Genomic DNA, 26,420 nt, shown 5'->3' with positions numbered 1-26,420 from the left:
GGTGCTCCAGGATCGGTCGCGGTCGCCCGTCAGCCGAGATGGACGAAGCGATTGTCGATCAGACGCGTTCCGCCGACCCGGGCGGCGACGAGCACGAGGGCACGGCCACGATACCCGTCGTCGACCGGCCGGAACGTGGCGGGGTCGACCACCGCGAGGTACTCGAGATCCGCGCCGTCCTCGCCCGCGAGCGCGCCCTGGGCGGCCGCGACCATGGCGTCGACGTCCTGGTCGGCCGACGACTCCGCGGCGTCGAGCGCCGCCGGTACCGCGCGGGCGAGCACGCGCTCGCCGGGCGCCAGGTAGGCGTTGCGGCTGGACCGCGCGAGCCCGTCGGCCTCGCGCACCGTGGCCACCACGTCGAGCGCCACGGGCACGTCGAGGTCGCGGATCATCTGCGCCACGAGGAACACCTGCTGCGCGTCCTTCTGCCCGAACACCGCCGTGTCCGGGCCGACCGCGTTGAGCAGCTTGAGCACGATCGTCAGCACGCCGTCGAAGTGCCCGGGCCGGATCCGCCCCTCCAGCGTCCCGCCGACGGGGCCGGCGACGACGCGCGTGCTCGTGCGTCCTTCCGGCAGCAGCTCCGCGGCGTCGGGCGCGAACAGCACGTCGGCACCGGCCGCGTCGAGCAGCGCGAGGTCCGCGTCGAGGTCCCGCGGGTAGCGGGCGAAGTCCTCCTTCGGCCCGAACTGCAGCGGGTTCACGAACACGGAGACGACGACGAGGTCCGCGACCTCTCGGGCCCGCGCGACGAGCGCGAGGTGCCCGTCGTGGAGGGCGCCCATGGTGGGCACGAGCGCGACGCGCCTCCCCTCCGCCTTCGCGGCCGCGACCGTGCGCCGCACCCCGTCGATGGTGGTGATGGTGCTGGTCACGGCTCGTCTCCTCGTCCAGGGCGACGGGCGCGCAGCAGCGCCCGCTCGAGCGCCGAGCGGGCGACCGGCCCGAGCACGGCGTCGGGGTCGTCGACGCCCAGGCGCACGAGCCGCGCCGCGGCGGCCCGCATCGCGCGGTCGAGGGGCTCGATCGCGTCGTCGAGCGCCGCGGCCCACGCCGCCCGGTCCTCCTCCGCGACGACGACGGGCTCGCAGCCCATCTCGACCGCCAGCGCCTGCCCGATCGGCAGCACCGGGGCCGGCGCGGTGACGGCGCAGCGGGCCTCCCGGAGGCGGACCAGGTCGACGCTCGTGCCGGTGAAGGCCATCGCCGGGGCGAGCGACACGGGGATCGCCCCGCGGCGCACGGCGGGCAGCAGCACCTCGGTGCCGTACCGGGGCGACGTGTGCACGACGAGCTGCCCGGCGACCCAGACCCCCGCCTCCGCGAGCCCCTCCACGAGCCCCGGCAGCTCGGCGTCCGGCACCGCGACGACCACGAGCTCGCTGCGCTCCACGAGGTCGGGGATCGCGAGCACCGGCACGCCGGGCAGCATCGCGTCCGCGCGGTCGCGGCTCTCCTGCGAGACCGCGGTGATGCCGACGAGCGCGTGCCCGGCCCCGGCGAGGGCCGCGCCGATCACGGGTCCGACGCGCCCCGCGCCGATCACGCCGACGCCGAGGCGGCCGGCGGGCCTCACGGGCGGGGCTCCACGTCGCCCCAGCGGTGGGAGACGTCGGTGCGGCGGGCCCCGACGCCCACGAGCGCCAGCTCCGTGAACAGCTGCTCCGCGCGGTCGACGTCGATCAGCCCGAGCCGCGTGTTCACGGGCCCGGTGACGACGTGCGGGTGCACGGTCGCGACGCGCAGCAGGCGCTGCAGCGGTCCCTGCCGGAGGGAGACGCTCTGCATCCGGGCGTCGGGCACCACCACGAGCTCGCGGTGCAGCCAGCCCGAACGCGCGAGCACCGACGCGTCGGTCATGCGGAAGCCGGTCCGGCGCCAGGCGAGCGGGCGCAGCCAGCGGGCCCGCTTCGGCGCCGTGGTGAAGTCCTCCCCGTCGCCCCGCCCGACGAGGCCCGCGAGCACCAGCTCGCGGCGGTCGCCGAGGTCGGGCACGAGCAGCGGCAGCAGCGCGAGCACCTCCGCGGTGGTGGCGACGGGAGCGAGAGAGCGCTCGGCCTCCGCGTTGCGGCGGCCGGCGGCGTGGCCCGCGCGGTTCACCGACACGCGCCACCAGCCGGCGGGGCGCCAGAGCAGCGGCTGCTCGATGCGCAGCGCGTGCACCCGGCCCGGCGGCAGCGCCTCCGTGCTGGTGCTGACGAGGCCGCTCGCGATGCGCACGCCGTCGGGGGTCGACACGACGGCGAAGCGGAGGTTCCGGCCGATGCGGCGGACCAGCACGGTGATCGAACCGATCATCAGCGGCACGAAGGAGGCGGTCGCGGGGACGCCGGCGCCGAGCGCGACGGAGACCGGCAGCACGACCGCGGCCAGCACGACGAGCACCACCACCGTCTCCGACAGCAGCACGGACCCGATGGCCCGGCCGGGGGTGACCGTGAGCACCGGCGTGCCCGTCTCGGTCAGCACGGCCACCTCCGCGGTCGGCGGCTCCCCCTCCCGCTCGCGGCGACCGGAGGCGAGCAGCAGCACGTCGCGCCGGAGGTCCTCGGCGGCGGCGTTCGCCAGGTACTCGAGGCGGACGTTGGCGTTCTGGCCCGCGACGTCGAGCTCGACCCGGGCTGCGCCGAGGATGCGCGCGAGCAGCGGGCGGGCGATCGTGACCCCCTGCACCCGGTCCAGCTGGGCCGTGCGGGTGCGGCGCAGCAGCACGCCGTACTTCACCGTGACGGCGGAGCCGTCGATGCGGAACTCGCTGGTGCGCCAGGACAACCAGAACAGGCCGACGCCGATGAGCAGCACGGCGAGCACGATCAGGGTCGCCGGGCCGACCAGGTGGTGCCGGCCGATCTCGTCGACCGGGTCGCCGCCCACGTCGGGCAGGCCGAACAGCAGACCGACCAGCCGCTCGCGGAACGTGCTGGCGACGTAGAGCAGCACGGCGACGAGGCCGATGCCGCCCCGCAGCAGCGGGGTCGCCGGGTGGAGGCGGTGCCACAGCCCGTCGACGTAGCGGCTCCGCGGCGGCGCGGCCGGGGTCGTCATGGACCTACAGTCCCACGCGGCGCTCCTCCGCCCGCGCCACGAGCGCGTCGCGGAGCTCGGCCGCCTCCTGCTCCGGCAGCCCGGGCAGCGTCACGTCGGAGGTGGCCGCCGCGGTCACGAGCCGCAGCTCGGCGAGGCCGAGGAGGCGGGCGACCGGTCCGCGGTTCACGTCGACCAGCTGCATGCGGCCGTAGGGCACCGCGACCAGCCGGGACAGCAGGATCCCCCGGCGGACGACGAGGTCGTCCTCCCGCAGGATCCAGCCGATCGCGCGGACCCGCCGGGGCGCGATCACGAGTCGGACGACCGTCGACACCACCACCACCGCGAGCACCACCGCCCCGAGCCAGTACCCGGGGACGAGCAGCAGCAGCACGACGCCGACGACGGCGCCGAACAGCGCGGACATCAGCACGGCGGCGACGTCCACCCAGACGAGCCGGTGCGAGACCCCGCGCCAGCCCGCGATGCCTGCGTCGAGCGCCCGGGGCGGCAGGACGGTCATCGCGTCTCCACCGAGCGGCCGGGCTGCTCGGCGCGGTCCTCGGGCGGGATGCGGCACCAGGACTCGACGATCAGGCCGGCGACGCCGAGCACCAGCGCACCGACGCCGGTCAGCACGTCCGGCCAGAACCCGGGCGTCGCGACCCCGGTGACGCGGGTGACGGTCCAGACGACCAGGGCGGCCGCGGCGCCGACGAGCAGCGCCCCGGTGAGGCTCGAGGCCTTGGCGAGCACGAGCACGCGCATCGCGAAGAACGGATCGACCCGACGCCGCGCCGTGCCGCGCACGAGGCGCCGCACGGGCCGCCCGAGCAGCAGCAGGCCGAAGGCGAGGATGAAGAGCACCGAGTACAGCGTCGCGGGCGGGATGAGGGACGGCGAGCCGCCGGCGACGAGGCCGACCTGCAGCAGCCATCCGATCACCGCGCCCGCCACCGCGATGCCCACGAGCGCGAGGGGGCTGGTCCGCTTCACGGCCGCTCAGCCCCCGGTGCCGGGCTCGAGGGCCGCGCCCGGCACCGCCATCAGGCGGTGGCGGGACGCGGCTTGATGCGCGGGCTGCGCTTGCGCGCCGGGGCCCCGCTGCCGTCCGAGTCGATGCCGCCGTCGACCGCTCCGGGGTCGATCGGCGCCTGCGGCTTCGGCATCGCGACCGCGGGCAGGTCGGACACGGGTCGGCGGTCGCTCGACAGCCACTGCGGACGCGGCGGCAGCTTGTTCACGTCCTTGAAGATCTCGGCGAGCTCGTTCTGGTCGAGCGTCTCCTTCTCCAGCAGGGCCGTGGCGAGCCGGTCGAGGACCGCGCGGTTCTCGAGCACGAGCTGGTACGCCTCGTCGTGCGCCGCCTCGATGAGGTTGCGCACCTCCTTGTCGACCTGCTCGGCGAGCTCGTCGGAGTAGTCGCGGCTGTGGCCCATGTCGCGGCCGAGGAACATCTCCCCGGAGGCGGCGCCGAGCTTGACCGAGCCGATGAGGGCGCTCATGCCGAACTCGGTGACCATGCGCTTCGCGGTGGCGGTCGCCTTCTCGATGTCGTTCGAGGCGCCGGAGGTGGGGTCGTGGAACACGACCTCCTCCGCCACGCGGCCCCCCATCGCGTAGGCGAGCTGGTCGAGCAGCTCGTTGCGGGTGACGGAGTACTTGTCCTCGAGGGGCAGCACCATCGTGTAGCCGAGCGCGCGGCCGCGGGGCAGGATCGTGACCTTCGTCACCGGGTCCGTGTGGTTCAGGCTCGCCGCCACCAGGGCGTGGCCGCCCTCGTGGTACGCGGTGATGAGCTTCTCCTGGTCCTTCATCACCCGGCTGCGGCGCTGCGGACCCCCGATGACGCGGTCCACGGCCTCGTCGAGCGCGCGGTTGTCGATCAGCTGCGCGTTGCTGCGCGCGGTGAGCAGCGCGGCCTCGTTGAGCACGTTCGCCAGGTCGGCACCGGTGAAGCCCGGCGTCTTGCGGGCGAGGATCTCCAGGTCGACGCCGGCGGCGAGGGGCTTGCCCTTGGAGTGCACGGTGAGGATCTGCTGGCGGCCCTTGAGGTCCGGGGCGTCGACGCCGATCTGCCGGTCGAAGCGGCCCGGGCGCAGCAGCGCCGGGTCGAGGATGTCGGGGCGGTTCGTCGCGGCGATCAGGATGACGTTCGTCTTGACGTCGAAGCCGTCCATCTCGACCAGCAGCTGGTTCAGCGTCTGCTCGCGCTCGTCGTGCCCGCCGCCCATGCCGGCGCCGCGGTGACGGCCGACCGCGTCGATCTCGTCGACGAAGATGATGGCCGGCGCGTTCTGCTTGGCCTGGTCGAACAGGTCGCGGACGCGGGAGGCGCCGACGCCGACGAACATCTCCACGAAGTCCGAGCCGGAGATCGAGTAGAACGGCACGCCCGCCTCACCCGCGACCGCGCGGGCGAGCAGGGTCTTGCCGGTCCCCGGAGGGCCGTACAGCAGCACGCCCTTCGGGATGCGGGCGCCGACGGCCTGGAACTTCGCCGGCTCCTTCAGGAAGTCCTTGATCTCGCCGAGCTCCTCGATGGCCTCGTCGGACCCGGCCACGTCGTTGAACGTGACCTTCGGGGTCTCCTTCGACACGAGCTTCGCGCGGGACTTGCCGAACTGCATCACCCGGTTGCCGCCGCCCTGCATGGACGACATGAGGAACCAGAAGATGATGCCGATGATGAGGAACGGCAGCAGGATCGAGCCGATCGACAGCAGCCAGTTGGGCTGCGGGACCTCGTCGGTCCACTCCGTGCCCTTGTTGCCGGCCGCGTTGACCGCGTCCACGATCTGCTCGCCGCGGGCGGTCACGAAGTTGAACTGCACCTGCGTGCCGTTGTTGTCGGCCGCCTTGTTCAGCACGAGGTCGACGCGGTTGTCCGTGTCGACGATCTTCGCGGTCTTGACGGCGCCGTCGTTGAGGTACTTGAGACCCTGCTCGGTCGACACGGAACGGAACCCGGTACCGGTGAGCAGGCTGCTGCCCACCCACACGACCACGATCGCGATGACGATGTAGACGAGGGGACCGCGGAAGATGCGCTTGAGGTCCATAGTCCGCTCAGGGTAACGCCCTGATGCGGGGCCTCAGGCGGCTGTTCGCCGCAGGGGGACGCTGCGATCCCTGCGCTCAGGACCCTCTTGGCCCGGGCACAGGCTGCGGGGGCCGGATCGCCCTCGCGGCGCCCTACTCGTACACGTGCGGGGCGAGCACCGCGACGTCGCGCAGGTTGCGGTACCGCTCGGCGTAGTCGAGGCCGTAGCCGATGACGAACTCGTTCGGGATGTCGAAGCCGCAGTACTGCACGTCGACGCGGATCTTCACCGCCTCCGGCTTGCGCAGGAGGGTGCACACCTCGACGCTCGCCGGCCCGCGGGAGCGCAGGTTCTCGACCAGCCAGGACAGGGTGAGGCCCGAGTCGAGGATGTCCTCGACGATCAGCACGCGCCGCCCCGCCAGCTCGGTGTCGAGGTCCTTGAGGATGCGCACGACGCCCGAGGAACGCGTGCTGGAGCCGTAGGAGCTGACGGCCATCCAGTCCATCTGCACGGGGACGCGCAGCTCGCGAGCCAGGTCCGCCATGACCATGACGGCGCCCTTCAGCACGCCCACGAGCAGCAGCGGCGTGCCGTCGGAGGCCGCGGCGTCGGCGGCCTCGATCTCGCGGCACAGCTCGGCGATGCGCTCGCGGATCCGCTGCTCGGGCAGCAGGACCTTCGCGAGGTCTCCCCGGATGTCGTCGGAATCCACGGCGGCCCTCCCCCTCAGGCGCCGGTGAACTCCAGCCGGCCGCCGGCGCGGACCACCCTAACGCCGGGCAGGTCGACGCCTCCCTGCCCGTGCCAGTCGAAGACCAGGCGGGCGACCGCCAGCGTCTGCGCCCGGCTGAGCGTGCGGCCGAACTCGTCCTCGACCGCCAGGCGGATCAGCCGGTGCACGACGGCGGGCGGGTTGGCGGCGAGCGCGGCCACCGGCAGCGCGATCCCGCCCTCGGCCAGCTCCGCCAGATCGGGCGCCAGCTCGGCGGCGAGCGCGTCGAGCGCCTCCGCGTCCTCCTGCACCTGGTCGGCCGTGCGGGCGAGCGCCTCCGCGACCCCCGGGCCGATCGCCGCCTCGAGCGCGGGCAGCGCCGTGGTGCGCAGCCGCACCCGGGGATGCCGGTCGACGGCGTTCATCGGGTCGTGCCAGGGCTCGAGGCCCTGGTCGGCGCAGGCGGCGACCGTCTCGGCCCGGCGCAGGGCGAGGAGGGGGCGGAGGTAGGGCGGCGCGTCCCGGCGCATCCCCGCGATCGCGTCGGGCCCCGATCCCCGGCCCAGGCCCAGCAGCACGGTCTCGGCCTGGTCGTCGAGCGTGTGCCCGAGCAGCACGCGTGCGGCGCCGGTCTCCCGCATCGCCTCCGCGAACGCGGCGTACCGGGCGGTGCGCGCGGCCGCCTCCGGCCCGCCGGGCCCCTCCACCCGCACGCGGCGGACCAGCACCGGGTCGAGCCCGAGCGCCCGCGCCGCTGCGGCGGCCCGGTCGGCGACCCCGGCCGACCCCTCCTGCATGCCGTGGTCGACGACGACCGCGCCGATGCGGACGCCCGCCCGGGAGCCCTCGAACGCCGCCGCCGCCGCGAGCGCCAGGGAGTCCGGGCCGCCGGAGAGCCCGACGAGCGCCGGTGCGCCGCCGAGCAGGGGCAGCGCGTCCCGCACCGCGCTGCGGGTCGCGGCGACGGCCGGCGTCAGGCGTGGCCGATCGGGCATTCGCTAACGTTATGGCCGCTTCAGCCAGAGAGGACGAGCGCACATGGCCGCGTACGACGTGATCATCGAGATCCCCAAGGGGAGCCGCAACAAGTACGAGGTCGACCACGTGACGGGCCGGGTGTACCTGGACCGCGTGCTCTTCACCTCCTTCGTCTACCCGACGGACTACGGCTTCTTCGAGAACACCCTCGGCCTCGACGGCGACCCGGTGGACGCCCTCGTGCTGCTCGAGTACCCCGCCTTCCCCGGCGTCGGCGTGAAGGTCCGCCCCGTCGGCGTGCTGAACATGAGCGACGAGGCCGGCTCGGACGCGAAGGTCGTCGTGGTCCCGCACAAGGACCCGCGCTGGCAGCACATCCAGGACATCGCCGACGTGCCGGAGCAGACCCGGAACGAGATCGAGCACTTCTTCCGCCGCTACAAGGACCTCGAGCCCGGCAAGTTCGTGAACATCGAGGGCTGGGGCGACGCCGCCGAGGCCGAGCAGATCGTCAAGGACGGCTTCACCCGCCTGCAGGACGCGGGCGCCGACCACTCCTGATCTCCATCCCGGAGGGGGATCAGGCCGCCGCCGGCAGCCGGATCCCCTCCGGGAGCGGATCAGGAGGCGGTGGCGGTCGGGCGCGCGACCTGCGACACGCGGTCGCCCGCCCGCACGGGCACCTCGCGCACCGGGACGCCCGGGTAGGGCGCCTCGATCATCATGCCGCCGCCGGAGTAGAGCGCGACGTGGTACATGTCGCCGCCGCCGTCCGTGTAGAAGATCAGGTCGCCGACGCGCACCTGCGCGTACGGGACGAGCTTGCCCTGCGACCGCGCCAGCGCGTACTGAGCGGTCGCGGAGTGCCCGCCGATGCCGATGCCGACCGACGAGTAGGCCTGCATCGTCAGCCCGCTGCAGTCCCAGCTGTCGGGGCCCGCGCCGGCGAACCGGTAGGGGTCGCCGATCTGGTCGCGGGCGAAGGCGACCGCGCTGGCCGCCTGCGCCGAGTTCGGCTCGCCGACGGGACGCGGCGCGGGTGCGGGCCGCGCCGGCTCGACCGGGGCCGGCGCTGCGCTCGGCGGCGACGCGGCCGGCGGGCGGGGCGACGCGGAGGGCGTCGGGCGCGACGAGGAGGTCGGGCGGGACGGAGGAGGCGCGGCGGCCGGAGCGCTGCTCGAGCCGCCTCCTGAGGCCGTCGTCGGCGCCGCTGGCTCCTGCGGCTCGCCCGGGCCGGCGTCGGCCGCCCGGCCCTGCGCCTGCTCCGCCCGGACGCCCGCCGCGTACTGCGCCGCCACGCGCTTGGAGGTGCCGCGCAGCTCCGCCAGCTGGGACACGAGCCGGTCGGCGTGCTGCTGCTCGGCGCCCACCGCGGTCGCCGCGACGGCGGCCGCCTGCTGGGCCCCGTCCAGCGCGGTCTTCGCCGCCGCCGCGCTGCGCGCGAGGAGGTCCGCAGCGGCGTCCGCCTGCTCGCCGAGGGCCGTCGCCTCGTTCTGGTCGGCCAGCGCCCGTCGCGTGATCTCCTGCGACTGCGCGGACAGCTGCGACACGGTCGCGAGCCGGTGCAGGAAGTCGGTCGCGCCGCCGGCGTCGAGCATCAGCTGCAGGTCCGTGCCGCCGCCGCGGGCCACGGAGGCGGCGAGGAGGCCTGCCCGCATGCGGGAGGTGCGCGCCGTCGCGGCGGCGGTGTCCGCCTGCGCGGCGAGCGCGCGGTGCCGGTCGCGCGCGGCGTCCTCGGCGAGCTTCGCGCGATGGAAGCGCTCCGCGGCGATCGCCGCCGTGCGACCGGCCGCGTCCGCCTTGTCCTGCAGGCCGCCGAGCAGGGCGGTGATGCGCGCCGACTCCGTCTCGGCCGCCGAGCGGTCCGCCTTCGCGCGCTGCACGTCGCCCCAGCTCGGGTACTGCGGGTCGTCCGCCACGGCGGGCGCGGCGACGAGCGTGGCGGTGACGGCGCCGAGCGTCACGGCGCCGACCAGCCGCGCGCCGTCCCGCCGCCGCCGAGGCGTGTCAGCCACCGAGGACGATCCCCCTCGCGGCCATGAACGGCTGCGCGTTCACCGCGACCTCGTGGAGGCGGACCTCGAAGTGCAGGTGCGGGCCGGTCGCGGCGCCGGTCGAGCCGACGGACGCGATGTTCTGCCCCGCGCTCACGCGCTGGCCGACCCGGACGAAGATGCCGCCCGGCCGGATGTGCGCGTAGCCGGTCTGGATTCCGTCGCCGTCGTCGATCTCGATCCAGTACCCGTAGGTGCCGAACCAGCCCGCGTAGGACACGGTGCCCGCGTGCGCGGCGTAGATCGGGGTGCCGAACCCGGCGGCGATGTCGGTGCCGCGGTGGAAGAGGTTCGCACCGGCGGGCTGGTCGGGGCGCGGACCGAACACGCCGGTGATCGGCCCCGGCCCGCACGGCCGCGACCACCCGGCGCCGTTGACCGACGCCGCGCCGCCCGCCGAGGTCTGCGCGGCCTTCCGCGCGGCGACGCCGGCCTGGAAGCGGCGCGCGACGGAGTCGGAGGTCGCCTGCAGCGCGTCGAGCCGCGCCTGCAGCTCCACCTGCTGGGCCTGCTCGCGCTGCACCTGCGCGTTCGCCTGCTCGCTCGCCTGCACCGCGGCCTGGAGGGCGATGCGCGCCTTCTCCTTGAGCCCGACGAGCTGGTCCTTCACCTCCTGCATCTGGGCCTGCGTGGCGGCGGCGGCGTTCTTCGCCGCGGCCGCCTCGTCGGCGATCGCGCCGTTCGACTCGGTGAGCTTCGAGAGCCGGCCGAGGCGGGCGAGGAAGTCGGAGGCGCTCGCGTCCGTGCCCGACAGCAGCAGGCTCGTCTCGACGTCCGCCCCGCCGGTGCGGGAGAGCTGCGCCGCGAGCTGGCCCGCCCGCTGCTTCGCCTGCGCGGCGCGCTCCTCGTCGGCCGCGACCTGCTTCTCGATCGTCCGGAGGTGCTGATCGGCCGACTCGACCCGGGCCTGCGCGGCCTGGTACTCGGTGCCGCGCTGCTCGGCGATCTTCTGCGCGCGCTCGGCCGCGGCCTGCGACTTCGCGAGCAGCCCCTGCAGCGTCGCGATCTCCTCGCGCTTCTTCTTGACGTTCCCGCGGGCGGCGAGCACGTCCTTCCAGCTCGGGTAGCCGGCGGCCTCGGCCGACATCGGCACGGCGACCGCGGTCACCACGCCGGCGGCGCCGAGGGCGAGCAGTCCGCGGCGGGTGTACGCCCGGCGCTGCTGGTGCGAGAGGGAGGACAGGGTGCACACCTCCTGGTCGCCGCGAGCACGCCGCGGCCGTCGGGCCCCGCGGCCGAAGCGGCAGGCTAACCCGGCGCCCGCGGTTCCCCGGGCAGGCGCCGCCGCGTGGCGCGGTCCCACCCCTCCCCCGGACCCCGCGTTCCAGCTCCGCGCGCGTCCGGTTTCGCCTTCGCCCGCGGATCACGTATGCTTTCCGATCGGTGAGCCCGGCAACGGGGGAATCCGGCCCCATCGTTTAGCGGCCTAGGACGTCGCCCTTTCACGGCGGTAGCACGGGTTCGAATCCCGTTGGGGTCACGATCCCGACGGGTCGACTCACCGGAACGGTTTCACCAGTTTGGCCCTGTAGCGCAGTTGGTTAGCGCGCCGCCCTGTCACGGCGGAGGTCGCCGGTTCAAGTCCGGTCAGGGTCGCGAAGGCGCGGCGCGAGCCGTCCCTCGGCTCTGTAGCTCAGTTGGTAGAGCGTTCGACTGAAAATCGAAAGGTCACCGGATCGACGCCGGTCGGAGCCACCAGCGAAACCCCCGGGTCTCCCCGGGGGTTTTCTCGTTCCCGGGCCGGCCTGCGCTCCCGGCAGCGCGACCTCCTGATCGCCGACGTCCTGCGCGGGCGGCCACGGCGAGCGCGGCCTCTCCTCCGTCAGCCGCCCGATCGCTCCTCCGCGCGGCGCAGCTCCGCCGCCTCCACCTCCGCGCGCAAGGCTTCACGGTCGCTCGATGCCGGCAGCAGCGCGTCCGACTGCCGCATCCGGTCGATCCAGATCGTCTCGGGATGGGTGTCGATCCCGGTCTGCACGTCGAACGCGGTGCGCAGCTTCGCGACCCTGTGCAGCAGGACGCCGAATCCGACCTTCGCGACCACGTCCGCCGCGCAGAGCAGCAGCTGACCGGTCACCGCCCAGCCGCCGCCCGAGGTCATGCCCTGCAACCCGTAGACGACGGGGTAGACGAACCACGTGATCATCAGCACGAGCATGGCCGCCCGGTACGGCGGCCGCGCCGCCGAGGGCAGCGCCGGCAGCGACGCGAGCACGGTCCTCAGCACCAGGACGTAGACGACGACGAAGAACGCCGAGCTGACGACGCCCCACACCAGCAGGGCGGTGCGGTCCTCCCCGCCGCCGATCGCGACGCCGCCGAGGTACCCGGTGGCGATCATGAGGAAGGCCGCGACGACCGCGATGCTGCGCGTGCGCTTCATCGCGGCGCCCTGCAGGTTGCTCACCGCGATCAGCTCGACGACGAGCAGCGGCACCGAGACGGCCCAGTCCAGGTACCGCGTCGACCACGCCGAGGCGGCACGGATCCCCGGGACCCAGACCGACCCGTTCCAGCTGTAGGCGCCGTCGAACTGGAAGTAGATGAGCACGTAGGACAGCGCAGCGACGGTGGTCAGCCCGAGGCTGGCCGCGATCGCGGGCCGGTAGCGGCCGCTGACCTCGCCGCGGGTCACCCAGGTGCGGACGAGCATCGCGAGCAGCGCGAACCCCGCGACCACGATCCCGAACGCGATGAGATCGTGCTCGGTCCCGGTCAGCGGCGTCCTCCACGGAGCCGTCATTTCGTGCACGCCGTCGACCTTCTTCCCGACGCGCAGAGGCGCCGGGTCATCGTACGTGCACGCCGCGCGGAGGTCCGAGGCGTCCAGTGCCCCGTGTCACTCCTCGTGCGCGAGGGGACCCGGCCAGGACCGGAGCACCCGCGATGCCGCACCGGCTCACCCCAGGCGGCGCGTCGGCCAGCGGGCCAGATCAGCGGCGAGGATCGCGGGGTCCCGGTGCGGCGCGGTCTCGTCGAGCACCTCGAGCCGCGTGATGCGCTCCAGGCGGAAGCCCCGGATCGCGCCGCGCAGCCGGCACCAGCCGACCAGCAGCCAGGACTCGCCGGCCCGGAGCAGCCCCATCGTCTCGACGTCGCGGACGGTGGTGCCGCCGCCCGGCGCGTCGTCGCGCTCCTCGCCCCGGTACTCGATCCGCACGACGCGCCGGGCCTCGACCACCTCGGCGATCGCACCGAGCGGCACGGCGCCCTCCGGGGCCTCCGCGTCGATGACGTGCATCATCGAGAGCAGCTCCTGCACCGGCGCGCGGTGCGCCTGGTCCATGACCGCCGCGATCTTCATCCGAGCGCGACGGGCCGCGCCCGCGTAGGGCGACGACTCGAGCAGGGCGAGTCCTGCCAGCACGGCCAGCGACTCGGTCCCGGTCAGGGCGAGCGGCGGCAGGGAGTAGTCGCGCAGGATCGAGTAGCCGCCCGCGGCACCCGTGTCCGCGTAGACGGGGACCCCCGCGTGCTGCAGCGCGACGACGTCCCGCTCGATGGTGCGGGAGGAGACCTCGAACTCGGCGGCGAGCCGGGAGGCGGACCACGGCCGGTCCGCCGCGCGGAGGAGGTCGACCAGGGCGTAGTGCCGCTCGGCGCGCTTCACCGGGGTCCTCCTGCCGGATGCTCGGCCATCAGTCGCGCATGCTGCGCCGGCCGCCGGCGGACCAGACCCGGCGGACCCGGCCGTCGTCGGCGAAGTCGAACACGTCGATGCCGCCCGCCCGCACACCGTCCGCCTCCACGTCCCAGATGAGCCGCCCGTGGTCGCCGTCGATCGCGTCGGCGACCGTCTCGAAGACCGTGTGCGGGTTCTGCCCGTGCCACCAGGAGAGGTACCGCGCGAAGTCCTCCGCGCTGCGGATGTCGTCGGCGGGGGCCGACCCGTCGGGCTCGGTCACCGCGAAGCGGATCCGGAAGTCGTCGGCGCAGATCCGCCGCGCGAGGTCGCCGTCGGTGTTCCACATCGTCAGCCAGAGGTCGAGGGAGCGGCGGGCGGCGGAGGGCTTCGTGTGCTCGGTCATGTGTCCACTCTCCGAGTGCGGGGCGACACCGGTGTGTCGGTGTTCCGGCGCTCAGGCCACGACGGGATGCTCCTGCGCCGGGGCCGGCTCCTCCGTCGCGCGCGAGTCGGTGAGGGACAGCGCCCCGATCGCCCCGATCGCGGCCACCAGGGCGGCGACGGCGAGGAACACGACCCGCTCGCCGGAGAAGAAGCGCTGGACGAGTGCCAAGGTCCAGGCGCCGGTCGGCAGCGCGTTCGTGACGAGGGCCGCGATCAGGGTGCCGACCACGGCCGTGCCGAGGCTGGTGCCGATCTCCTGCGCGGTGTCGTTCAACGCAGCGCCGATCGAGGTCCGGTTCGCGGGCATCGCGGCGACGAGCGCCACCGCGCAGATCGTGAGGATGGTCCGCAGCCCGACGGTGAGCACGACCATCATCGCCGCGATCGCGAGGTAGCCGCGGTCGACCGCCCAGGCCATGCCGAGCAGCGAGCCCGTCAGCAGACCGATGCCCACGAGGCAGGCCAGGCGGTGCCCGAGCCGCGCCGCGAGCTGCTCGGCGATCGGCGTCGCGGCGATCATGGTGACGATCAGGGGCAGGTTCGCCAGGCCGGCGACCATCGGGCTCCAGCCGTAGGCGTACTGGAAGTGCAGCGTGAGCCCGAAGAGCACGCCGGCCATCGCGACGTTCGCCGCGAGCTGCGTGAGCGCCGCGCCCCGCACGGGTCCGGTGCGGAGCAGCGCGAGGTCGATCATGGGCGACGCCGCGCGCCGCTCGCGGAGGACGAAGCCCCCCGCGGCCGCGACGGTCGCGAGCGCGCAGGCGAGGGTGAGCGGCGCGAGCCAGCCGTCCTGCACACCGCTCGTGAGCGTGTAGCAGCCGAGCCCGATGGCGGCGACCGTGAGCGCCGCACCGGGCAGGTCGAGCCGTTCGCCGGTGAGGTCGGCGCGACGGTCCGCGGGCACGCCGAGGCGCACGCCGATCCACGCGATCAGCGCGACCGGCGCGTTGACGACGAGCAGCCACTGCCAGCTGAACGCGCTCAGCACGGTGCCGCCGAGGAGGGGGCCGAGCACGAAGCCGGACATGCCGACGACCATCACGATCGTGATCGCACGCATGCGCAGCTTCTCGTCGTCGAACAGCCGGAAGATCAGCGACATCGTGACCGGTGCCATGGCGGCGGCCGCGCAGCCGAGCGCCGCGCGCAGCACGATGAGCTGGCCGATGTCCGTGACGAGCACGACGGCGAGGCTGATCAGCCCGAAGGCCGCGAGGCCGATGAGCAGCACCCGGCGTAGGCCGAAGCGGTCGGCGGCCGAGCCGGCGGTGAGCAGCAGGCCGCCGAAGGTGAGGGAGTAGGCGCCCGTCACCCACTGCAGGCCGGTGGTGCCGCTCTGGAGCGACCTCCCGATCGTCGGCAGGGCGATCTGCAGCAGCGTGTTGTCGATCATCTCGACGAAGAACGCGAGGCAGAGCGCCGCGAGCGGGACGGCCGCCGCACGCAGGGAGGCGTGCGCACGGGACGGGGCGGTGGTCGTCGTCGGTGTGCTCATGCGCCCGGCTCCTCTCGAACAGCGTTCGAGTCTCGAACGGTGTTCGAGAATATAGAACAGCGTTCGATACGATGCAAGACGTGTCTGCGGATCGATCGACGGAGACCGGCGCACCGAGCGGCCGGGGGCGGCGACGCGCATCGCACTCGCTCGACACCGTGCTGCGCGAGGCGATCGCGATCCTCGACGAGGCGGGCGAGCCGGCGTTGACGTTCCGCGCGCTGGCAGCGCGACTCGGCGGCGGCGTGGCGAGCATCTACTGGTACGTCGGCAGCCGCGACGAGCTCCTCGAGCTGGCGACCGAGGACGTCATGGGCGGGGTCCTCGCCGAGAGCGAGCCGCTCACGCACGGGACCGATCCGGTGGCGAACGTGCGCGCGATCGCGCTCGCCCTCTTCGACGAGTTCGTCCGGCGGCCGTGGTTCGGCCAGTTCATGCTGCGCAACAGCGGACTGCAGCCGAACTCGATGGCCATGTTCGAGCGGCTCGGCCAGCAGCTGATGCGGCTCGACCTGACGCCGAAGCAGCGGTTCCACGCCGTGTCGTCCGTCGTCAGCTACGTCGTCGGGGTCGCGATCGACCTCGCCGAGCCGCCTCCGAAGGAGTACCTGGAGAGCGGGCTGGCCCCGGCGGAGTTCCTCCGCGTGCTCGGCGACCGCTGGCGGGCGCTCGACCCCGAGGCCTTCCCGTTCGCGCACCAGGTCGCCGACGAGATGGCGACGCACGACGACGTCGACGTCTTCCGGTCCGGGCTCGACCTGCTGCTCGACGGGCTGCGCCTGCAGGCCGGGCTGCGGCCGGCGCCCCTCGACGTCGGGCGGGAGCCGTCGCGCTGAGGCGGGCCGAGGACGCCGCCGACCTCCGTCAGCTCGTGACGGCGCCCCTCGCGATCAGCAGGCCCTCGTAGTAGGCGGCGAGCGGCCGCGCTTCGATGCCGCCGATGTCCCCCTCCGCCATCGCCCAGTCCGGGAACCGTCGTGCCCGGACGATCTCGTCGGCGAGCACGGTGACCTGCTCGTGCCGCGGATCGCGCGCGATGGAGGCGAGGAGGCGCCGGACGACCGGTTCGGGTCCCTCCAGCGCCTGGAGGAACCGCCCGTCCTGCGTGAGCAGCATCCCGGTGATGCCGGACGCCCGGTTCGCGCGGCGGGCGGCGGCGAGCAGCGCGGGGAGGTCGACCTCGGGCGCGCCGGCGGCTCGGACGCTGCGGTACACGACCGACAGCAGCGGCCGGTCGACGCGGAACCGCTCGGGGTGGTGCGCGACGTTGTGCTCGCGGCAGGCGGCGACCGCGACGGCGTGCGCGGCGCCGAACGGGACCCGCAGGCGGTGCTGGGTGCAGACGACGAAGCACCCGGTGTCCGCGTGCCCGGTGTACGTGTCGGGCCGACAGGCGATGTGTGCAGCCATGACCGCCTCCAGTGCATTCGATGTCGGGTCCGAGCGGACGACGGCATCGTGCCGGAGGGAACTGCGCAGCGACTGATGGCGGCGCGCAGCCCGTCCTCAGGCGTCGTGCCGCGCGCGGAACCAGGCGATCAGCGCGCGCAGCGCCGGCAGCGACCCGCTGGTCGAGCGGTCGGAGTCGATGTCGTCGAAGGTGCGCCGGTGGCCGGGGATGTCGGCCGCCCGCGCATCGGTGTCCTCGAAGCCCATCGTCCAGTCCGGGAACCGCCGCTCGTCGATCTCGTCCTCGAGCAGCACCCGGACGGCGCCGTGCCGGTCGTCCGCCTCGATGACGCCCATCCGCTGCCGGACCGCGGCGTCCGGCCCCTCCAGCAGCTGCAGGAACCGGCCGTCGCGGTACACGAGCAGACCGGTCAGGTCGTCCTCCGCGTTGGAGCGGCGGCTCTGCTCGAGCAGGGCCGCGAGGTCGTCCCGGGAGAACCGGCGCGACGCCGCGCTGGAGTAGACGATGGAGAGCATGAGCGGGTCCTTCCGGGGCGGGGAGTAGCGAAGTCTGCAGCACCGCCGCCGGTGCTCCGATGGACGCGAGCAGCCCGACGGCGGAGGCGTCGATGCCAGGACGTCTCACAGCCCGCGCTCGGCCGGGTCCCGGCGCCGCCAGGGGCTGCTCGCAGCAGGACGGGGTCTACTCCCGAGAGGCTCCTGAGCGGAGCTCGTCACGACCGTCGACGGAGCGCACCGATGTTCACAGTCCCCGCGGGCAACGCCCTCGTCTTCTCCGACGCGGACGGCAACGTGATCGAGTCGCCCACGACCGCGCCGCTGACGCGCACGGTCACGGCCGGGTCCTCCGCCGTCCTCGACGCCTGATCGGTCAGAGGCGCCAGGCCGCGCACAATTCGCCGGCGACCTGATCGGCCCAGCGCAAGTAGGTCTGCCCGGAGAACGCGGGGCCGACCCACTCCTTGTGCATCACCGGGCCCTGCAGGCGCAGCGGCAGGGCCTGCTGGTCCGGCGTGAGCACCGACTCGGCGATCTCGGCCACCGCCCTGACCCGGTTGCCGAAGAGGCCGCCCCAGTGCAGGGGCGCGTCGCGGGCCGCGTCCTGCCACGGCAGCGAGAGGACGCGGATGACGGGCTCCGGGCCGGTCGCGCGCACCAGGGTCGCGCGGAGCGCCGCGGTGTACGCGGCCCAGTGGTCGAGCGGGATCTCGGCGAGCTGCGGACGGTAGGCGGCGGTGACGACGAGCGCGTCGTGCCGGTGCAGCTGCTCGTCCTTCAGCTGCTGCTCGAGGGCCGGCAGGTCCCAGGCCGATCCGAGCAGCGTCTTCACCTCGACGCGCCGGCGGGTCCGTGCAGCGACGGCCTGCGCGAGGTGCATCGGGAAGCCGGCTGCGCCGGAGGCCGCGCCGGGGCTCTCGGCGGGTCCGTTGCCGAGCAGGACGATCCGCAGCGGCGCGCCGGCCCCGCTGCCCGCGGCCACCTCGCGCAGCGTCTCGGGCAGGGTCCGGGACGCCTGGAGCGCGGCCTGCCGGCTCGCGGTCGTGACCACGCCCGCTCGGCGTGCCGCCCGGTAGAACCATCCGGTGCCCGCCGCGACGGCCCTGCGGATGTTCACGCGGCGAGACCACGCGCGTCCGGTCGGCGTCGCCGGCCTCCCGGACGACGGGCGGGGCCGGGGCGAGCAGACACGGAGGGGAGTCAAGCGGGCCGAGGGCGTGCCCGGCGGAGGCCGCGCCGCACTCCGCCGCAGCGGAGCGGGAGCGGGAGCGGGACGACGATGCGGAGTCCACCCCGAACGCGGGATTCTCGCGGCGCCGGAAATCGGGGGAGATTGGGTCCGGGTCGACGGACCGACCCCTCTCCGCCAGGAAGGCACCCCGGCATGCACCTCTACGAGCTGCTCAGAAGCTCGATGCGCCTCTGGTACGCGCGGATGCTGACCTACGCACCGACGACCCCGTCCCCGCGCACCTCGCCGACGACGACGGTCGGCATCGGCGACCCCGACCACGTGCTGGTCATCGGCAACGGGCCGCTGCACGGCTGGGGGGTCGCGTCCCACGGCGTCTCCGTGGTGGGGCACCTCGGCCGCGACCTCTGGACCCGGACGTCGCGCCCGACCCGCGTCGACCTCGTTGGGGACGAGCGGATGACCGCCGCCTCCGCGACCGCATGGGTGAACGGGCGGATCGACGAGCGCTACGACGCGGTCGTCGTAGCGCTCGGCATGAACGACGCGCTGCGGCTCGAGCCCGTGGACCGGTGGGCGGCGTCGCTCGACCGACTGCTCGACGACATCCGCGCCCACGTCGACCTCGCGACCCCGATCGTGCTCGTCGAGCCGCCGCGCATCCGCGCATACGTGATGGCCCGCGGCCTGCTCGGCGTGATCGCCGAGCACCACGCGCGACGGCTCGTCGACGTCCTGCACCGCGCGGCGGAGCGGTCGTCGCGCATCACCGTGATCCCGGCCCCGGTCGAACGGTTCGAAGCCGACCGCCCGCTCGGCTCCAGCGAGGGGTACCGGCACTGGGCCGCGCAGCTCGGCGAGCGGCTCGCCCCCGTCCTCGACGCCGTGCGCACCGCGCGGCCCGCCCATCCGGCCGTCGCCGCCGCCGAGCACGACTGGGCGGGCACCGCGCGTGCCCTCGAGTCGGCCGTCGCCCCGAGCGGCGACGACGCGCTGCAGGGGGTCACGCGACGGGCGCAGGAGTACTTCGGCGTCGCGCTCGCCGCGGTCAACCTGGTCGACGGCGGCCGCACCTGGTTCGTCGCCGAGACGGGCGGTGCGCCGGTGTCGGCACCGAGCGAGCTCACCTACTGCGCCACCACGGTCGCGCAGGACGCGCCGCTGGTCGTGCCGGACGCGCAGCGCGACGCCCGGTTCCGCGACAACCCGTTCCTCGACGTCGTCCAGCTGCCGTTCTACGCAGGGGTCCCCCTCCACGGCACGGACGGCCGCGCGATCGGGACCCTCTGCCTCCTCGACTCCGAGGCGCACGACAGCGGCTTCGCGCCGGTGGCCGACCTCCAGCGCTACGCGGACGAGGCCGAGGTGCTGCTGCAGGCGATGGAGGGTCCGGCGCCGCACGAGTCGGCGCGCGCCGTTCCGACTCCGCAGACCGTCTGAGCGGGGCCGCTGACGACGACGTGGTCGCACCCGCGCAGCCGGCTCACGCACCCAGCAGGACGCGTCAGCGACCGGCGGCCCGCCGAGTCGTGTACTGCTGGAGCTGCTCGGCCAGCGTCTCGGGGCCGGTCCGCCGCGCTCGGCGGACCCGGCGGACCGCTCGCGGGATCAGCAGGAGCAGGGCGACCAGGCCCAACCCGCCGGTGACGGCGGGCAGCACGTCGATCGGGACGCCGCTGCGCAGCGAGAGGACCACCCGCAGGACGGATGCGATCACGAGCCAGACGGCCATCACCGCGTAGACGATGAAGAACACGTGCCGCACGACCACAGCCTCCCCATGAGGGTCGACTTCCCGCAAGGGCTTGTGCGCGGGCGATCCGGCTGATCCCGTTCCGCCTCGTGCTGCAGCGCTCAGTCGCCGGCTCCCGTGGCGTCGCCCCCGTCCCGCGTCAGCAGCTGCTCGCGGCGGTCGAGGAACTCCGCGTCGTCGAGCTCGCCGCGGGCGTGCGCCGACGAGGTCTCCACGAGCTCCTCGGCGTTGTCGATGTCGATGCGGACGCTGCGGCCGTCGTCCGGCTGCGCCGTTCCGTGATCCGTCATGTCCCGTCCCTCCGACGTCGGCGCCCCGACGCTGGAGCGGGCCGTGCGCTCAGCCTGACGCCGGGCGGCTGGAACCGCCATGTCCGTGTGCGGATCGACCGGGTCCGGTCAGACGCCCGCTCGGTAGTGCTGCTCCACCTGGGTCTTCGTGAGGGACGACGTGTAGACGGCCGCGAACCGGAGGTCGCCCGTCAGGTACTGCGCGCCGGCGGAGGGCCAGGTCGGCGTCGTGGCCGAGCAGCCGACCCGCCACGACCCGGCGCTGACCAGGCTGGTGGCGCTGCTCATCGAGCTCACGGAGCCGGCGAGGACGCCGTCCACGTAGAGGGCGGTCCCGGTGCTGGGCGTGAAGACGAGGGTCGCCAGGTGCCACTGCCCGTCGTCGACCCGTGCGGTGGAGACGACGGTGTCGGCGCCGCCGATCCAGCCGCGCGCCTTCCCCCCGTTGTCGACGTAGAGCGCACGGTTGGTCGCGCCGAAGGCGACGAGCGTGCCCGACGCACCCGTGCCGCTCGTCCGGAACCACGCCTCGACGCTGAAGGCGGCGGGGGTCAGCACGCCGACCGCGATGGTGTTGGCGGCGCAGTCACCGGTCCCGTTCAGCCGCCAGACGCCCTCCGGGTCGCGCGGGCACCCCGGCGCCTTCGCCGCGAGGACCGTCGCCGGCGCGGTGTACGCGCCGTTCCGGCCGTTGCCGCTCACATCGGTCGGACCGGCGGCGCTGCGGAACGCGAGGGCGAACAGCGGGTTCGCTCCGTCGTTCAGCCCCGGCGCGACCGTGTCGGCGCACGTGAAGAACGTCGCCGTGCCCGCCTGCCAGCTCGGGCCCGCGACGGAGGCGGACCACGCGCCGAGCGTCGGGCCGGACACGGCGGCCAGCGCAGCCGCGGCGGTGAGGACCGCGCCGACCAGGAGGCGCACGGCGGCCGCGGGGCTCATCGGTGCCGTCCGCGCCGTCGGCCGTTGATGACGGCGAGCGCTGCGGGCACCGCGCAGAGCAGCCCGACGGCGACCCAGCCCCACGCCGGGAGCGCGAGCGCCGAGGACATCCAGAAGTGCCCCTGCTGGTCCGACCTCGCGAGCCACAGGTCGCCCACCTGACCGCTCGAGAGGCGGATGCGCGCGCCGCCCTGCTCGCTCACCTCCACGGGCAGCAGGCCGGTCGAGACGATGCGCGCCATCGTCCGGCCGTGCTGCGAGTCCGTGAGCAGCACCGCGGTGTTGACGAACGGCTTGAGCCACAGCAGCACGGCGGACACCACGAGCGGCACGCCGATCAGCCGCAGCGCGAAGCGCCGGTGCGGCGTGCGGACCGCGCCCGACAGCAGCCAGACGAGGGCGAGGCCGCCGATGAGGACCGGGAGGCTGCGGACCAGCCAGCCGACCCCGGGCAGCACGACCGCGACGCGGCCGATCAGGTCGCGGCCGCGCAGGGTCCACGGGTCCTCCGCACCGTTGATGTCGCCGCGGGTGCGGATGCCGTCGGGCCCGATCGCTCGGATCCGGTGCGTGTACACCTCGTCGGGGGACGCGGGCGGGCGGAAGGAGATCAGGTCGCCGCGCTGCAGGTCCCCCGGCGCGGCCGCGACGTCGACCACGAGCGATCCGACGGGCGCGGCGGTGCCCATCGACGGCGTCTGCACGATGAACCAGCTGCCGCCCGCGAGGCGGAACCCGACCGCGGCGAGCACGGCGACGAGCAGCAGGGCGGCGAGGGCGCCGCAGACGACGACCGTGCGCGACCGGCGCCGCCGCGTTCGCACCGTGGTGCGCAGGGCCCGCCGTCCGGGCGCCCGCACCGCCTCCGCCTGCGCGGTGCTCAGGCGGTGAAGGTCCACGTCACCGGCATGGAGGCGGCGAGCCCCTGGTACGTGTTGTCGGCGCTGGAGGGCAGCCCCACGGTGAAGGTGAAGGTCTCCGAGGTGTTGGCCGCCAGCTGGGCGAGCGGCTTCGTGACGGAGGCCAGGCCGCCGACCGTGCCCGTGTAGGCGTTCGGATTGTTCGGCGAGCTGATCACGAGGGTCATGGTCGAGCAGATGTTCGTCGCCGCACCGTGCGGGGTGCCGGTGAAGGAGGGCGTGCAGGCGCCGCCGGCGACGCTGAAGGTCTTCGCGGTGACGTTGCCCGTGTTCTTGATGACGACCGTCGTGCTCACGGTGTCGCCGGGCGTCAGGGTGGTGCCGCCGCCGAACTTGTTCACGCCGGCGCAGCTCGCGGAGTTCGTCGAGGTGATCGAGGTGCCGTCGGTGGAGGAGCACAGGACGGTGCCGGTCGTGGTCTGCTCCGCCATCGTGAGCACGCCGTCGCCGGCGGAGTTCGTGGTGCCGGTGACGGAGGCGACGAAGCCGGAGAGGGTGCCCGTCGTCGAGCCGGCGAGCAGCGCCGCGCCGAGCACGCCGGCGGCGAGCACGGTGGGCACGACCGCGAAGCGGCGCGACGTGCGAGCGAGAACGGCGTGGCGTCCCATGTGTCCCTCCCCCTGCGGGCGCTCGAGGAGCGTCCGTCCCGGATCCCCATCGGTCCGGCCTTTCGATTGAGGCGATGCTGAAAGGTGCGGGGCCCGCGCTCAACGCCCGACTACGGGGGCATCAGCGATTCGTGCAGTCCCCTTACGGAGCCTGCCGTTCGCGCATCCGGCCTCAGCAGCGGGGTTCGAGGGGGCTCGGGAGCGGGAAACGGTCGCTCTCGAGCACCGCACCTCGACGAATCGTGCACACGGATGCCCCTGGAGGACGGGGGCACTCAATGGTTCGCGGCATCCGAGGCCTCGGCCGCCCGGACCATCCGCGGCGCGGCCTGCGCACACACGGCACGGGGACCCTCCTGGACCGGCCCGAGGCGGTGACGCCGTTCGATCGCCTGCGCGACGGCGCTCGCGATCAGGATGACGGCGGCGCCGCAGAGCGCGACGGGTCCGATCGCCTCCCCGGCCAGGACCACGCCCACGAGCAGCGCCCAGACCGGCTCCGTGCCCATCAGGACGCTCGCGCGCGTCGCCGACGTGCGCCGCACCGCCCACAGCTGCACGACGAAGGCGAAGACCGAGCAGAGCAGCCCGAGGAACAGCACGTCGGCCCAGCCGGCCGCGCCCAGGCCGGCGACGGCCGACGGGAGGCCCGCGGCGCCGACTCCCGAGAAGACGACGGCGCAGACCGCCATCTGCACCAGCACGACGCCCGGCGAGCCGTCCGAGCGCCCGCGGGTGAGGTGACCGCTCGCCGTCACGTGCACGGCCCGCACGACCGCCGCCGCGAGGACCAGCAGGTCTCCGGCCGTCGGCGCGCGGAAGCCGCCGTCGGACACGAGCAGCGCGACGCCGGCCACGGCGGCGACCGCGACGACGAAGAACCGTCCGGGCAGCCGGTCGTGCGAGACCAGGCTCTCCAGGACCGGCGTCGCGACCAGGGCGAGGCTGATGAGCAGACCGGCGTTCGTGGCCGACGTCAGGTGCACGCCCCACGTCTCCAGCCCGATCACGGCGGCCTGCGAGCCGCCGAGCAGCGCCGCGATCGTGAGACCCCGGCCGCGCGGGAGCCGCTCGCGGCGCAGCAGGCAGAGCAGGCCGAGGGCCGCCGCGGCCACGAGGAAGCGGAGCGCGATCGCCGCGGGAACACCCGTCTGCGCCGAGAGGTCCTTGGCCGCGAGGAAGCTGGCGCCCCACACGGCCGCCACGGCGATCAGCAGGACGTCGGCGACCGGAGGGCGGGAGGGGAGCACGGACGCCACTCTGCGGCGTACCGTCGATGAAGAACAACGGCCACCTCCTTGATCGATGGTTGAGCAGACGCTTATGGATACGAACCGGCCGATGGATCCGGCGAGGCTGCGCCTCCTGCGCGAGCTCGGCGATCGGGGCAGCGTCGCCGCCGTCGCCGCGGCGATGCGGGTGAGCCCCTCCGCGGTCTCGCAGCAGCTCGCCGCGCTGCAGGCGGGCGTGGCGGTGCCGCTGACGGTCCGCCGCGGCCGCGCCCTCGTGCTGACGGAGGCCGGCGAGGCCGTCGCGGTCGCCGGCGCCCGCGTGGAGGAGGCGATGGCCGCGGCCCGCGACGCCGTGGGCGCGTTCCTCGACGACGGAGACCGGGTGGTGAGCGTCTCCGCCTTCCACAGCGCGGGGCACGCCCTGTTCGGCCCGCTGCTCGCGGCGCTGGTCGACGAGCCGCGGGTCTCGCTGCGGGACGCCGACGTGGCCCAGGGCGACTTCGCGGGCCTGACCGCCGACCACGACCTCGTCGTGGCGCACCGTCTCGCCCACCATCCCGAGTGGCCCACCCGGCGGCTCGCCGTCGCGCCGCTGTTCGTGGAGCCGCTCGACGTCGCCCTCCCGAGCGGTCACCCGCTCGCCGCACAGGCGGCGCTCACGCCCGAGCAGCTGGCCGACGAGCCCTGGATCGCGGTGCACGACGGCTTCCCGCTCGGAGGCGCGCTCGACCTGCTCGCCGCGCGGGCGGGCCGGCCGCTGCGGATCGCGCACCGCATCAACGAGCTGTTCGTGGCCGCGGAGGTCGTGCGCGGCGGCGCCGCGCTCGCGATCATGCCGCGCATCACCGCCGCGCCGCTCGCCGTGGACGGGCTGGTCCTGCGCCCGATCGCGGGGCTGGAGGCGGTCCGCCACGTCGACGTCCTGGCCCGGCCGGACGCGCTGGCGCTGCGACCGGTGCGCACGGTCCTCACCGCGCTCCGCGCCGTGGCCGCGGAGCGCGCGGCGAGGTCGGCGCACGCCCCTTGACGTCCTACTTGTCTATTGCAAGTGTGGACGCCGTCCACTTCCGGACCGAGGCCGAAGGAGCCCGCTGGTGCCCACGATGTTCGTCAACCTGCCGGTGACCGACCTGGAGCGCGCGAAGGCGTTCTACGAGGCCGTGGGCTTCCGGATCAACCCGCTCTTCACCGACCACAACGCGGCCTGCGTCGTGGTGGAGGAGGACCACAGCTTCTTCATGATCCTCACCCGCGAGTTCTTCCAGTCGATGACGGAGCTGCCCGTCGGCGACCCGGCCGTCAGCCCCTCCGCCTCGACCGCGATCTTCCTCGACAGCCGCGAGGAGGTCGACGCCACGGTCGCCGCGGGGCTGGCCGCGGGTGGTCGCGAGCTCGGGCAGCCGCAGGACTTCGGCTTCATGTACCAGCGCGGGCTCACCGACCCCGACGGCAACGTGATCGACTTCGGCTGGATGGACCCGGTCGCCGCCGCCCAGGGCCCCGAGGCCGCGATGCAGCAGCAGGGCTGACCCGTGGCAGCCCGCGACTACGGGCAGCACTCGGGCGTCGCACGGGCGATGGAGCTGGTCGGCGAGCGCTGGGCCCTGCTCATCGTCCGCGACCTGCTCGTGGGGCCGCGCCGCTACGGCGAGCTCGCCGCCGGCCTCCCCCGCATCCCCACGAACATCCTCGCCGCGCGGCTCAAGGAGCTGCAGGCCGCCGGGATCCTGCGCCGAGCCCCGCGCTCCCGCGTGATCGTCTACGAGCTCACGCCGTTCGGCCGCGAGCTCGAACCCGTGGTGCTGCTGCTCGGCGCGTGGGGCATCCGGGCGCTCGGCGAGCCGAGGGAGGAGCAGGGCATCACCCCGGAGTCGATGACGATGGACCTGCGCAGCGCCTTCCGGCCCGAGGTCGCAGCAGCGCTGCCCGCGACCTCCTACGCCGCGCATCTCGGCCCGGCCGCGCTGCGGATCCGGGTCGAGGGCGGGACCCTGGAGGTGGATCGGGTCGACGGCGCGGTGGACCTCGCGTTCTCCACGGGCCCCGGCATCCACCGGCTGATCTCGGGCGAGCTGCCGCCCGAGACCGCGATCGCGACCGGGGTTGTCGCGGTGCTGCACGGGCGGCAGGACCTGCTCGGCCGGTTCGCGACGACCTTCCACCTGGCCGCCTGACGCGGGCGACCCGGGCGGG

Annotated in this window: 30 protein-coding genes and 3 tRNA genes; 10 read left to right on the top strand and 23 right to left on the bottom strand. The window is 74.4% G+C overall.

Features of this window, described 5'->3' with window-relative positions; all coding sequences use genetic code 11:
* Nucleotides 1–29: 29 nt before the first annotated feature.
* From panC to tilS, 8 genes are all read right to left on the bottom strand, one after another.
* Complete coding sequence (panC, locus tag ABEA53_RS10940; protein ID WP_345481194.1) at nucleotides 30–878, bottom strand: pantoate--beta-alanine ligase; 849 nt, start codon at nucleotides 876–878, stop codon at nucleotides 30–32.
* Nucleotides 875–1,579 (bottom strand): DUF2520 domain-containing protein, encoded by a 705-nt coding sequence (locus ABEA53_RS10935; RefSeq protein ID WP_345481193.1) that lies wholly within the window; start codon nucleotides 1,577–1,579, stop codon nucleotides 875–877. Before ABEA53_RS10935 ends, panC begins: the two co-directional genes overlap by 4 nt.
* A complete protein-coding gene (locus ABEA53_RS10930; RefSeq protein ID WP_345481192.1) occupies nucleotides 1,576–3,048 on the bottom strand; it encodes a PH domain-containing protein in 1,473 nt (490 codons plus the stop codon). The genes ABEA53_RS10935 and ABEA53_RS10930 overlap by 4 nt, the downstream gene beginning before the upstream one ends.
* A 4-nt stretch (nucleotides 3,049–3,052) precedes the next feature.
* Complete coding sequence (locus ABEA53_RS10925) at nucleotides 3,053–3,544, bottom strand: PH domain-containing protein (protein WP_425550626.1); 492 nt, start codon at nucleotides 3,542–3,544, stop codon at nucleotides 3,053–3,055.
* Between the two features lie 5 nt (nucleotides 3,545–3,549).
* Nucleotides 3,550–4,026, bottom strand: coding sequence for a DUF3180 domain-containing protein (locus ABEA53_RS10920; protein WP_345481190.1), 477 nt, complete (start codon nucleotides 4,024–4,026; stop codon nucleotides 3,550–3,552).
* A gap of 50 nt (nucleotides 4,027–4,076) precedes the next feature.
* On the bottom strand, nucleotides 4,077–6,092 hold the full coding sequence (ftsH, locus tag ABEA53_RS10915; RefSeq protein ID WP_345481189.1) for an ATP-dependent zinc metalloprotease FtsH: 2,016 nt from the start codon (nucleotides 6,090–6,092) through the stop codon (nucleotides 4,077–4,079).
* A 133-nt stretch (nucleotides 6,093–6,225) separates the two neighbouring features.
* Nucleotides 6,226–6,789, bottom strand: a complete 564-nt coding sequence (gene hpt, locus ABEA53_RS10910) for a hypoxanthine phosphoribosyltransferase (protein ID WP_345481188.1) — start codon at nucleotides 6,787–6,789, stop codon at nucleotides 6,226–6,228.
* Between the two features lie 14 nt (nucleotides 6,790–6,803).
* On the bottom strand, nucleotides 6,804–7,784 hold the full coding sequence (gene tilS, locus ABEA53_RS10905; protein ID WP_345481186.1) for a tRNA lysidine(34) synthetase TilS: 981 nt from the start codon (nucleotides 7,782–7,784) through the stop codon (nucleotides 6,804–6,806).
* 43 nt (nucleotides 7,785–7,827) lie between these two features.
* Between tilS and ABEA53_RS10900 the strand changes: the two genes are divergently transcribed.
* The gene (locus ABEA53_RS10900; protein ID WP_345481185.1) at nucleotides 7,828–8,328 is read left to right on the top strand and encodes an inorganic diphosphatase; all 501 of its coding nucleotides are present in this window, start codon (nucleotides 7,828–7,830) and stop codon (nucleotides 8,326–8,328) included.
* Between the two features lie 59 nt (nucleotides 8,329–8,387).
* Here ABEA53_RS10900 and ABEA53_RS10895 read toward each other — a convergent pair whose 3' ends face one another.
* Nucleotides 8,388–9,782, bottom strand: coding sequence for a C40 family peptidase (locus ABEA53_RS10895; RefSeq protein ID WP_345481184.1), 1,395 nt, complete (start codon nucleotides 9,780–9,782; stop codon nucleotides 8,388–8,390).
* The gene (locus ABEA53_RS10890; protein ID WP_345481183.1) at nucleotides 9,775–11,013 is read right to left on the bottom strand and encodes a M23 family metallopeptidase; all 1,239 of its coding nucleotides are present in this window, start codon (nucleotides 11,011–11,013) and stop codon (nucleotides 9,775–9,777) included. Before ABEA53_RS10890 ends, ABEA53_RS10895 begins: the two co-directional genes overlap by 8 nt.
* A gap of 215 nt (nucleotides 11,014–11,228) precedes the next feature.
* On the opposite strand from ABEA53_RS10890, the gene ABEA53_RS10885 reads away from it, so the two are divergent.
* The 3 genes from ABEA53_RS10885 (at nucleotide 11,229) to ABEA53_RS10875 (ending at nucleotide 11,519) form a co-directional block, all read left to right on the top strand.
* Nucleotides 11,229–11,301, top strand: a tRNA-Glu gene (locus tag ABEA53_RS10885).
* Nucleotides 11,302–11,343: 42 nt separating this feature from the next.
* Nucleotides 11,344–11,417: transfer RNA gene (locus ABEA53_RS10880), tRNA-Asp, on the top strand.
* Nucleotides 11,418–11,443: 26 nt separating this feature from the next.
* Nucleotides 11,444–11,519: transfer RNA gene (locus tag ABEA53_RS10875), tRNA-Phe, on the top strand.
* Between the two features lie 124 nt (nucleotides 11,520–11,643).
* On the opposite strand, the gene ABEA53_RS10870 is transcribed toward ABEA53_RS10875, so the two are convergent.
* From ABEA53_RS10870 to ABEA53_RS10855, 4 genes are all read right to left on the bottom strand, one after another.
* Nucleotides 11,644–12,564, bottom strand: coding sequence for a bacteriorhodopsin (locus ABEA53_RS10870; protein WP_345481182.1), 921 nt, complete (start codon nucleotides 12,562–12,564; stop codon nucleotides 11,644–11,646).
* A gap of 156 nt (nucleotides 12,565–12,720) precedes the next feature.
* On the bottom strand, nucleotides 12,721–13,431 hold the full coding sequence (locus ABEA53_RS10865) for a helix-turn-helix transcriptional regulator (protein WP_345481181.1): 711 nt from the start codon (nucleotides 13,429–13,431) through the stop codon (nucleotides 12,721–12,723).
* 28 nt (nucleotides 13,432–13,459) lie between these two features.
* Nucleotides 13,460–13,849, bottom strand: coding sequence for a nuclear transport factor 2 family protein (locus tag ABEA53_RS10860; protein WP_345481180.1), 390 nt, complete (start codon nucleotides 13,847–13,849; stop codon nucleotides 13,460–13,462).
* Nucleotides 13,850–13,900: 51 nt separating this feature from the next.
* Nucleotides 13,901–15,385 carry an MFS transporter gene (locus tag ABEA53_RS10855; protein WP_345481179.1) on the bottom strand — a complete coding sequence of 495 codons (1,485 nt, stop codon included), beginning with the start codon at nucleotides 15,383–15,385 and terminating at the stop codon, nucleotides 13,901–13,903.
* 80 nt (nucleotides 15,386–15,465) lie between these two features.
* On the opposite strand from ABEA53_RS10855, the gene ABEA53_RS10850 reads away from it, so the two are divergent.
* Nucleotides 15,466–16,221: a TetR/AcrR family transcriptional regulator gene (locus tag ABEA53_RS10850; RefSeq protein WP_345481178.1), complete on the top strand. Its 756-nt coding sequence runs from the start codon at nucleotides 15,466–15,468 to the stop codon at nucleotides 16,219–16,221.
* 28 nt (nucleotides 16,222–16,249) lie between these two features.
* Here ABEA53_RS10850 and ABEA53_RS10845 read toward each other — a convergent pair whose 3' ends face one another.
* Together ABEA53_RS10845 and ABEA53_RS10840 are read right to left on the bottom strand one after the other, a co-directional pair.
* A complete protein-coding gene (locus ABEA53_RS10845; RefSeq protein ID WP_345481176.1) occupies nucleotides 16,250–16,795 on the bottom strand; it encodes a BLUF domain-containing protein in 546 nt (181 codons plus the stop codon).
* 96 nt (nucleotides 16,796–16,891) lie between these two features.
* Complete coding sequence (locus tag ABEA53_RS10840) at nucleotides 16,892–17,311, bottom strand: BLUF domain-containing protein (protein ID WP_345481175.1); 420 nt, start codon at nucleotides 17,309–17,311, stop codon at nucleotides 16,892–16,894.
* A gap of 222 nt (nucleotides 17,312–17,533) precedes the next feature.
* Between ABEA53_RS10840 and ABEA53_RS10835 the strand changes: the two genes are divergently transcribed.
* Nucleotides 17,534–17,662 carry a hypothetical protein gene (locus tag ABEA53_RS10835; RefSeq protein WP_345481174.1) on the top strand — a complete coding sequence of 43 codons (129 nt, stop codon included), beginning with the start codon at nucleotides 17,534–17,536 and terminating at the stop codon, nucleotides 17,660–17,662.
* A 4-nt stretch (nucleotides 17,663–17,666) separates the two neighbouring features.
* Here ABEA53_RS10835 and ABEA53_RS10830 read toward each other — a convergent pair whose 3' ends face one another.
* The gene (locus ABEA53_RS10830) at nucleotides 17,667–18,410 is read right to left on the bottom strand and encodes an SGNH/GDSL hydrolase family protein (protein ID WP_345481173.1); all 744 of its coding nucleotides are present in this window, start codon (nucleotides 18,408–18,410) and stop codon (nucleotides 17,667–17,669) included.
* A 267-nt stretch (nucleotides 18,411–18,677) separates the two neighbouring features.
* Here ABEA53_RS10830 and ABEA53_RS10825 point away from each other — a divergent pair, with 267 nt between their 5' ends.
* Nucleotides 18,678–19,925, top strand: a complete 1,248-nt coding sequence (locus ABEA53_RS10825; protein ID WP_345481172.1) for a GAF domain-containing protein — start codon at nucleotides 18,678–18,680, stop codon at nucleotides 19,923–19,925.
* A gap of 64 nt (nucleotides 19,926–19,989) precedes the next feature.
* Here the strand turns inward: ABEA53_RS10825 and ABEA53_RS10820 are convergent, their stop codons facing one another.
* From ABEA53_RS10820 to ABEA53_RS10795, 6 genes are all read right to left on the bottom strand, one after another.
* Nucleotides 19,990–20,250 (bottom strand): hypothetical protein, encoded by a 261-nt coding sequence (locus ABEA53_RS10820; RefSeq protein ID WP_345481171.1) that lies wholly within the window; start codon nucleotides 20,248–20,250, stop codon nucleotides 19,990–19,992.
* Between the two features lie 89 nt (nucleotides 20,251–20,339).
* On the bottom strand, nucleotides 20,340–20,528 hold the full coding sequence (locus ABEA53_RS10815) for a hypothetical protein (protein WP_345481170.1): 189 nt from the start codon (nucleotides 20,526–20,528) through the stop codon (nucleotides 20,340–20,342).
* Between the two features lie 108 nt (nucleotides 20,529–20,636).
* On the bottom strand, nucleotides 20,637–21,467 hold the full coding sequence (locus ABEA53_RS10810; RefSeq protein ID WP_345481169.1) for a LamG-like jellyroll fold domain-containing protein: 831 nt from the start codon (nucleotides 21,465–21,467) through the stop codon (nucleotides 20,637–20,639).
* Nucleotides 21,464–22,366: a S26 family signal peptidase gene (locus ABEA53_RS10805; protein WP_345481168.1), complete on the bottom strand. Its 903-nt coding sequence runs from the start codon at nucleotides 22,364–22,366 to the stop codon at nucleotides 21,464–21,466. Before ABEA53_RS10805 ends, ABEA53_RS10810 begins: the two co-directional genes overlap by 4 nt.
* The gene (locus ABEA53_RS10800) at nucleotides 22,348–22,995 is read right to left on the bottom strand and encodes a COG1361 family protein (RefSeq protein WP_345481167.1); all 648 of its coding nucleotides are present in this window, start codon (nucleotides 22,993–22,995) and stop codon (nucleotides 22,348–22,350) included. Before ABEA53_RS10800 ends, ABEA53_RS10805 begins: the two co-directional genes overlap by 19 nt.
* A 275-nt stretch (nucleotides 22,996–23,270) precedes the next feature.
* Nucleotides 23,271–24,245 carry a DMT family transporter gene (locus ABEA53_RS10795; protein WP_345481166.1) on the bottom strand — a complete coding sequence of 325 codons (975 nt, stop codon included), beginning with the start codon at nucleotides 24,243–24,245 and terminating at the stop codon, nucleotides 23,271–23,273.
* A 91-nt stretch (nucleotides 24,246–24,336) separates the two neighbouring features.
* Here ABEA53_RS10795 and ABEA53_RS10790 point away from each other — a divergent pair, with 91 nt between their 5' ends.
* The 3 genes from ABEA53_RS10790 to ABEA53_RS10780 all read left to right on the top strand — a co-directional run bounded on the left by ABEA53_RS10790 (nucleotide 24,337) and on the right by ABEA53_RS10780 (nucleotide 26,401).
* Nucleotides 24,337–25,254, top strand: a complete 918-nt coding sequence (locus ABEA53_RS10790) for a LysR family transcriptional regulator (protein ID WP_345481164.1) — start codon at nucleotides 24,337–24,339, stop codon at nucleotides 25,252–25,254.
* A gap of 67 nt (nucleotides 25,255–25,321) precedes the next feature.
* On the top strand, nucleotides 25,322–25,756 hold the full coding sequence (locus tag ABEA53_RS10785; protein ID WP_345481163.1) for a VOC family protein: 435 nt from the start codon (nucleotides 25,322–25,324) through the stop codon (nucleotides 25,754–25,756).
* A gap of 3 nt (nucleotides 25,757–25,759) precedes the next feature.
* Nucleotides 25,760–26,401 (top strand): winged helix-turn-helix transcriptional regulator, encoded by a 642-nt coding sequence (locus tag ABEA53_RS10780; RefSeq protein WP_345481162.1) that lies wholly within the window; start codon nucleotides 25,760–25,762, stop codon nucleotides 26,399–26,401.
* Nucleotides 26,402–26,420 lie beyond the last annotated feature (19 nt).

This window comes from Amnibacterium soli (assembly GCF_039544415.1).
GTDB classification, from domain to species: Bacteria; Actinomycetota; Actinomycetes; order Actinomycetales; family Microbacteriaceae; genus Amnibacterium; species Amnibacterium soli.
Note: the sequence above shows the minus strand (reverse complement) of the source record. Positions and strands in the feature narration are given on the sequence as shown.

Coding starts and splice junctions, on each gene's coding strand:
- ABEA53_RS10790 (WP_345481164.1), top strand. CDS start 24,337: ATGGATCCGGCGAGGCTGCGCCTCCTGCGCGAGCTCGGCGATCGGGGC.
- ABEA53_RS10845 (WP_345481176.1), bottom strand. CDS start 16,795: ATGGCTGCACACATCGCCTGTCGGCCCGACACGTACACCGGGCACGCG.
- ABEA53_RS10855 (WP_345481179.1), bottom strand. CDS start 15,385: ATGAGCACACCGACGACGACCACCGCCCCGTCCCGTGCGCACGCCTCC.
- ftsH (WP_345481189.1), bottom strand. CDS start 6,092: ATGGACCTCAAGCGCATCTTCCGCGGTCCCCTCGTCTACATCGTCATC.
- ABEA53_RS10800 (WP_345481167.1), bottom strand. CDS start 22,995: ATGGGACGCCACGCCGTTCTCGCTCGCACGTCGCGCCGCTTCGCGGTC.
- ABEA53_RS10825 (WP_345481172.1), top strand. CDS start 18,678: ATGCACCTCTACGAGCTGCTCAGAAGCTCGATGCGCCTCTGGTACGCG.
- ABEA53_RS10835 (WP_345481174.1), top strand. CDS start 17,534: ATGTTCACAGTCCCCGCGGGCAACGCCCTCGTCTTCTCCGACGCGGAC.
- ABEA53_RS10815 (WP_345481170.1), bottom strand. CDS start 20,528: ATGACGGATCACGGAACGGCGCAGCCGGACGACGGCCGCAGCGTCCGC.
- ABEA53_RS10840 (WP_345481175.1), bottom strand. CDS start 17,311: ATGCTCTCCATCGTCTACTCCAGCGCGGCGTCGCGCCGGTTCTCCCGG.
- ABEA53_RS10930 (WP_345481192.1), bottom strand. CDS start 3,048: ATGACGACCCCGGCCGCGCCGCCGCGGAGCCGCTACGTCGACGGGCTG.
- ABEA53_RS10870 (WP_345481182.1), bottom strand. CDS start 12,564: ATGACGGCTCCGTGGAGGACGCCGCTGACCGGGACCGAGCACGATCTC.
- ABEA53_RS10860 (WP_345481180.1), bottom strand. CDS start 13,849: ATGACCGAGCACACGAAGCCCTCCGCCGCCCGCCGCTCCCTCGACCTC.
- ABEA53_RS10810 (WP_345481169.1), bottom strand. CDS start 21,467: ATGAGCCCCGCGGCCGCCGTGCGCCTCCTGGTCGGCGCGGTCCTCACC.
- tilS (WP_345481186.1), bottom strand. CDS start 7,784: ATGCCCGATCGGCCACGCCTGACGCCGGCCGTCGCCGCGACCCGCAGC.
- ABEA53_RS10900 (WP_345481185.1), top strand. CDS start 7,828: ATGGCCGCGTACGACGTGATCATCGAGATCCCCAAGGGGAGCCGCAAC.